This is a genomic window from Achromobacter sp. JD-1, from assembly GCF_038594925.1.
In the GTDB taxonomy this organism is placed as follows: Bacteria; Pseudomonadota; Gammaproteobacteria; order Burkholderiales; family Burkholderiaceae_B; genus Achromobacter; species Achromobacter spanius_C.
Map to the genome: position 1 here is coordinate 96,817 of NZ_JBCGCS010000023.1, position 6,269 is coordinate 103,085.

4 protein-coding genes are annotated in these 6,269 nt (G+C 65.3%); 2 read left to right on the plus strand and 2 right to left on the minus strand.

Features of this window, described 5'->3' with window-relative positions; all coding sequences use genetic code 11:
• Window positions 1-197: 197 nt before the first annotated feature.
• Window positions 198-2,327 carry a TonB-dependent siderophore receptor gene (locus WBR68_RS26445; protein WP_230695689.1) on the minus strand — a complete coding sequence of 710 codons (2,130 nt, stop codon included), beginning with the start codon at window positions 2,325-2,327 and terminating at the stop codon, window positions 198-200.
• 241 nt (window positions 2,328-2,568) lie between these two features.
• Window positions 2,569-3,051, minus strand: a complete 483-nt coding sequence (locus WBR68_RS26450; protein ID WP_050448678.1) for a MarR family winged helix-turn-helix transcriptional regulator — start codon at window positions 3,049-3,051, stop codon at window positions 2,569-2,571.
• A gap of 310 nt (window positions 3,052-3,361) precedes the next feature.
• Here WBR68_RS26450 and WBR68_RS26455 point away from each other — a divergent pair, with 310 nt between their 5' ends.
• Both WBR68_RS26455 and WBR68_RS26460 read left to right on the plus strand, forming a co-directional pair.
• Window positions 3,362-4,324, plus strand: a complete 963-nt coding sequence (locus tag WBR68_RS26455) for a Bug family tripartite tricarboxylate transporter substrate binding protein (RefSeq protein WP_050448679.1) — start codon at window positions 3,362-3,364, stop codon at window positions 4,322-4,324.
• An 8-nt stretch (window positions 4,325-4,332) separates the two neighbouring features.
• The gene (locus tag WBR68_RS26460) at window positions 4,333-5,973 is read left to right on the plus strand and encodes a sulfatase-like hydrolase/transferase (RefSeq protein ID WP_230695690.1); all 1,641 of its coding nucleotides are present in this window, start codon (window positions 4,333-4,335) and stop codon (window positions 5,971-5,973) included.
• Window positions 5,974-6,269 lie beyond the last annotated feature (296 nt).

Sequence of the window (6,269 nt, forward strand, 5' to 3'; positions counted from 1 at the left end):
ATGGTGCCAAAAAAAGGCGAACGGGAAGAGGCGGTGGTCGACACTTGCGTAAGTCTCCAGGACGATTCTGGTGGATTGCAGACGTTCGTTGACGCGTCTGTCAGTGGGGGTTGAAAAACCGCTAGTGTACACCTGTACGTACTGCCTGTACGTACAGGTTTTTCGTCCTGGAGGGAGGCGGCCTGCGCCGCGTCGGCTTAGAAGCGGTACGCCCCGCTGAGCATGACGGTGCGGCGCGCGCCGTAAAAGCAGTCGCCACGGTCCAGGCAGACCGTTTCATAAGTGCGGTCGGCGATGTTGTTGACGTTCAGGGCATAGCGCCACGGGCCATTGTCGTAGCTGACCATGGCGTCGAACAAGGTGACGGCGGGCGTTTCCGGCGCGCCGCCATCGCGGAACGCTGTCAGGTAGCGCACCCCCGCGCCCACCGCAAAGCCGGGCTGGCCGGCCAGCGCAAAGCGGTACTTGCTCCACAACGACGCCATGTGCTTGGGCAGGCCTTCCAGTTGCGGGTCGACATCGGTGTAGATGTAGTTGGCGATCACGTCCACGTTCTTGGTGACGCGGCCACGCAATTCCAATTCAACGCCGCGCGTGCGGGTCTTGCCGGCCTGGAGCTGGTTGTTGGGATTGTCGGGGTCGTTGGTCTGGCGGTTCTTTTCGCGCAGGTCGTAGGCGGCGGCCGTGAATTCCATGTCGGCGTCGCGGGGCATGTACTTGATGCCGGCCTCGACCTGTTTGCCGCGCATGGGCTTGTAGCGTTCGTTGTAGAAGTTCGATCCGGCAATCGGTGTGAACGATTCGCTGTAGCTCAGGTAGGGCGACCAGCCGTTGTCGGCCGCGTACATCAGGCCGAAGCGCTTGGTGGTGGCGTAGTCGGTTTCCTTGTCCTGGCCGTCGATGCGGTTGTCGGCGCGGTCGCGGCGGATGCCCGCCAGGAAGATCCAGTTCCGGTCGAACTTGATCTGGTCTTGCGCGTAAAAGCCCAGTTGCTGCTGCTTTTGCTTGGGCGTGTCCGACAGCTCGTATTCCGGCACGTTGCCGTACACGGGGTGGTACAGGTTCAGCGGCGCGCCCAGGCCGGAGGCCGTCTGGCTGGTTTCGCGGTAATGCGAATAGTCCATGCCCAGGATGACGGTGTGCTCGGTGCGGCCCCAGTTGAGCTTGCCTTCGATGTTCTGGTCGGCCAGCAGCGTGCGCATGCGCGGCTTGTTGACGTAGAAGTAGCGGTCGGTGGTGGTCTGGGCGGCGTCGATGTAGGAATCGCCACGGCGCGCGCCGTACACGTTCGGGTAGAGCGATTGATAGTCGACCCGGCTGACCGTGTTGCGGAAGTTCTGGCGGAATTTCCAGGTGTCGTTGAATTGGTGCTCAAACAGCCAGCCCACGCTGAATTGCTCGGTGTCGTAGGCGTCCCAGCCCGGCTCGCTGACGAAGCGGCGGGTGGGGATGCGGCCGTTCGGGTTCTCTTGCACCGAGCCGCTCCAGGGCAGGAATGACTGTGTGGTGCCGGCCCTGTCCTTTTGCCACAGCGCCTGCAAGGTCAGCGAGGTGGCGGCGCTGGGCTGCCACGTGAGCGACGGCGCCAGCATCAGGCGGTCGTCCTGCGCGTACTGCACCTGGGTGTCGCTGTCGCGGCCCACGGCCACCACGCGGTACAGCCATTGCCCGTCTTCGGTCACGGGGCCAGTCAGGTCCGTATGGATTTCGCGGCGGTTGTCGCTGCCCAGCACCACGCCGATTTCGCGTTGCGCTTCAGCCTGCGGGCGCTTGCTGACCAGGTTGACGATGCCGCCGGTGCTGCCCTGTCCGTACAGCATGGACGAGGGGCCGCGCAGCACTTCCACGCGCTCCATGCCATAGACCTCGGTGCGTGGGTTGTTTGAATTGAAGAACTGGCGCAGGCCGTCCAGGTACTGCGCCGGCTCCGTGCCACGGATGCGGACGTAGTCGCCGCGGTTGTCCACGCCATACGCATTGGGCCGCACGCCGGCGGCGTAGTTCATGGTGTCCTGCACGTTCTGGGCGCCCTGGTCCACAATCTGATCGCGCGGAATCACCGTGATGGCTTGCGGCGTTTCAGACAGGGGGGTGTCGGTCTTGGTGCCGGTTGCGCTGCGCGTGGCCACGTAGCCCGCGACCGGGCTGGTGGCGGTTTCGGCCGTGCCGGTCACCTGCACGGCGGGCAGCACGGTGGTGGGGCCGGCGGCGGTGGCGGGGGCGGTTTGGGCGTGGGCGGTGGTGCCCAGGCAAGCGGCCAGCGCGGCGGCGGGCAACAGGCTCTGCGGGCGCGCGCGGCGGGCGGCCCGGGTTGGATGGCGTTTCAAGTGAGTCCCCTGCGACACGGTGGTCGCTGATTACATATAGGAATTGCAACGATAATTATTATTAATTGCGCTGCGCCCACACGGCTAGGCATCCGAGCAGTCCCAGATGTAAAAAAGGCCTGCAAACCAGGCAGGCCACGGCGTTCGGGCGGGCAAAAGCCTTTTTATTCAGCGGTTTGCCCAAGGGTTGTCAGGCGGCGCTTGCCCTGCTGAAATGTTGGCCCGGCGCGACACCCTTGGCTTACGCGTACTGCGCGCGCCGCGTCCCGCCTTCGCGGCGGCTGGCCTTGTCCGCCACGATGTTGTCTTCGGCCATGCGCCGCCCGCGCTGCTCGATGCGGCCCAGAAAGTCGCGCAGCAGGGCGACTTCGCTGTCGCTCAAGTCCTGCACCAGCAGCGCGTTCAGCCGCAAGACCTCGGGCAGCAGCGCCTGATAACGCGCCTGGCCCTCGGCGGTGGCTTCGACCCGCACCACGCGACGGTCGCTACTGTCGTGCAAGCGTCGCAGCCAGCCCTTTGCACACAGCGCGCCCAGCGTGCGCGACGTGCGGGCCAGGTCCAGCTTGGCGGCGGCCGCCAGTTCTGCCGAGTTCATGATGCCGCCTTCGATGGCGCAGGCCAGAATGCGCCATTCGCGCCGCGTGATGCCGAAACGGCCTTCGCACAGCCGCACGAACACCGGGTTGGATTGCGACCACGCCTGGTACAGCCGGTACATCAGCATGTCGGACAGATGAGGAGGCGGGTCGGAAGCAGGCAGCCCTGATGCGGTCTGCTGTGCGGCGGGCTGCGCTGTCGGGGGCCGATCGGGTATCGGGTGGGTTGGCATGGCGTCTCCTCCTTGCCGCAGTGCGGGCCGCGTCCCGCGCGGTGCGTGCTGCATATCGTTATCGAAAGTCCTGGATTAGATCAAGCAACGGCCGCGTTGCTAAATTGTTTCTGCTTATTTGGATTTGGCCAGGCAGACAGAACCATAACCGACAGCGGGCCACTGTCCCCAGGAGAAGACGATGCATCAATGGACGAAGGGATGGATGGCAAAGGCCATTGTGGCCACGGCCGTGGCCACGGGGGCGTCGCTGGCCTGTGCGCAGCAAGCGCCGCTGGACGGCACCTTGACGATCGTGGTGGGCTACCCGCCGGGCGGCAGTTCCGACCGCATTGCGCGGCTGGTGGCCGACCGCCTGAAGGACCGCGTGGGCGTGCCCGTGGTGGTTGAAAACAAGACCGGCGCGGGCGGGCGCATCGCGGCCCAGACGCTGCATGCGGCGCCGGCCGAGCAAAACGTGCTGATGCTGGCCAACCCCGCGGTCATGGTCGTGGCGCCGCTGGTCTACGCCCAACCCGGGTATGACGCCAAGCGCGACTTTACGCCGGTGTCGCTGGTCAGCCGCTACAAGTTTGCGCTGGCCGTGCCGGCCAGTTCGCCCATCAAGAACGTGCCCGCTCTGCGCGAGTGGTTGCGCGCCAACCCCAAGCAATTCACGGTGGGCGTGCCGGCCACCGGCAGCCTGCCGCACTTTTTCGCGCTGATGCTGGGCCGCGAGATCAAGCAGGATCCGGAAGTGATCGGCTATCGCGGGTCCGCGCCCTTGATATCGGAACTGATCGGCGGCATCCTGCCGCAAGGCATCGACACGCTGGACACCCTGTTGCCGCAGCACCGCGCCGGCAAGATCCGCATCCTGGCAACCTCTGGCGACACGCGCGATGCGGATCTGCAAGACGTGCCCACCTTCAAGGAAAGCGGCGTGGACCTGGCTGCCGATGGCTGGAACGCCTTCTTCGCGCCCGCGGCTATGCCCAAGGCCAAGGCTGACCGCCTGGGCGCCGACATTGCGGCCATCATGCGCGACCCCGGCATGGAAAAAGCCGTGCGCAGCGTGTACCTGGAACCGGTGTCGCAGGACGCGGCCGGCACCGCCAAGGCGCTGGACGCCTATCGCAAGCAATGGGAACCGGTGGTGCGTGACTCCGGCTTCACGGCCACGCAATAGGGGCGGCAATGAGCACGGTGCAGAATGTGTTGTTCATCATGGCCGACCAGTTGCGGGCGGATCACCTTAGCTGCTATGGCCATCCTTATTTGCAAACCCCCAGCCTGGATGCGCTGGCGGCGAGCGGCGTGCGCTTTGACCGCGCCTTCGTGAATTCGGGCGTGTGTGGTCCATCGCGCATGAGTTACTACACGGGCCGCTACCCCTCGCGCCACGGTGCCACCTGGAACCGCGTGCCGCTGTCGGTCAACGAGATCACGCTGGGCGAGTATCTGGCGGGGCAGGGGCGCGAGCTGGCCCTGGCCGGCAAAACCCACATCATTCCCGACAAGGCCGGCATGGAACGCTTGGCCATCGACGGCGCATCCGAGCTGGGCGTGCTGCTCAGCCGGGGCGGCTTCACGGAACTGGACCGCTACGACGGCCACCACACGCCCGGTCAGGAAAGCGGCTATCCCGCTTTCCTGCGCCGCCACGGCTACGACAGCGCCGACCCCTGGACCGACTACGTGATTGCCGGCGTGGACGCCAACGGCCAGATCGCCAGCGGCTGGAACATGCGCAACGTGCATCTGCCGTCGCGCGTGGCCGAAGCGCATTCCGAAACCGCCTACATGACGGATCAGGCGCTGGACTTCATGCAACGCCGTGGCAGCCAGCCCTGGGTGCTGCACCTGAGCTACGTCAAACCGCACTGGCCTTACATGGCGCCGGCCCCGTACCACCAGCGCTATACCGCTGACCAATGCCTGCCCGTGCGGCGCAACCAGGAAGAGCTGGCGAACGCGCATCCCGTGGTTGCCGCCTATCGCCAGCAGGAAGAGAGCGTCAGCTTTTCCAGCGATGAATGCGTGCGCGTGGTGCGGCCGGCGTACCAGGGGCTGATCCGGCAACTGGACGATCACCTGGGCAGATTGTTCGACTACATGGAAGGCGCGGGCCTGATGAAGAACACGCTGATCGTGTTCACGGCCGACCATGGCGATTTCCTGGGCGACCACTGGCTGGGCGAAAAAGAACTGTTCTACGACACCGTGCAGCGCGTGCCGTTCATCGTGATGGACCCGTCGGCGGCTGCCGACGCCACGCGCGGGCAGGCCTTGAACGACATGGTGGAAAGCGTGGACGTGGTGCCCACGGTGCTGCGCGCATTGGGCACGCCCGGACCGTCGCATCGGCTGGAAGGCAGGGAACTGCAAACGCTGCTGCATGGTCGGGGGGACGGCGCTGAATCCGGTGCTGCATCCGGCGTTGCATCCGGCACGGCATCCGGTATCGCATCCAGCGCTGCATCCAGCACGGAATGGCGCGATTGTGTGTTCTCGGAACTGGACTACAGCTTCCGCCAGGCCCGCATCCTGCGCGGCAAGACGCCGCAGAATGCGCGCGCCTGGTCGGTGCGCACCGACCGCTGGCGCTATGTGTACTGGCTGGACGAGCCCGAGCAGCTGTTTGACCTGCACGCCGACCCGGATGAGTTCCAGGACCTGGGCACCAGTGCCACGCACGCGGCCACACGGCTGGAACTGCGGCAGCGCCTCTTGGACTGGATGCTGCGCGGCAAGCGGCGCACCACCATCAGCGACGAAGCCGTGGAAAAAGCCACCAACGCGCACAAGCGGGCGGGGGTGTTCTTCGGGCAGTGGTAGTGAGGGAAGGGCAAGGAAGGGAGGTCCATATGCCACGGCTGGCGCAACTCGTAGGATGGGTGCAGCGCGGCACGGTCATGCCCAGAACCCACAACGCCGATCGCGCGGAACCCATCTTGCAATGGTTGCTGTGTGGGAAGGCTGCGGAAGAATTGGGGCGCGGCTTGATGGGTTTCGCGCGATTGACGGCTTCGTTCTTTTTGCTGCCTTGCCGCGCTGCACCCATCCTTGTATGTTTTCATAGCACTTACCGATCTTGCTTCGGGGGTGCTGGGGATCGGGACGCACCCATCCAT

What these genes read in the sequence shown, in the direction of transcription:
- WBR68_RS26450 (WP_050448678.1), bottom strand. Translation starts at nt 3,051, where the DNA reads ATGCTGATGTACCGGCTGTACCAGGCGTGGTCGCAATCCAACCCGGTG.
- WBR68_RS26455 (WP_050448679.1), top strand. Translation starts at nt 3,362, where the DNA reads ATGGCAAAGGCCATTGTGGCCACGGCCGTGGCCACGGGGGCGTCGCTG.
- WBR68_RS26460 (WP_230695690.1), top strand. Translation starts at nt 4,333, where the DNA reads ATGAGCACGGTGCAGAATGTGTTGTTCATCATGGCCGACCAGTTGCGG.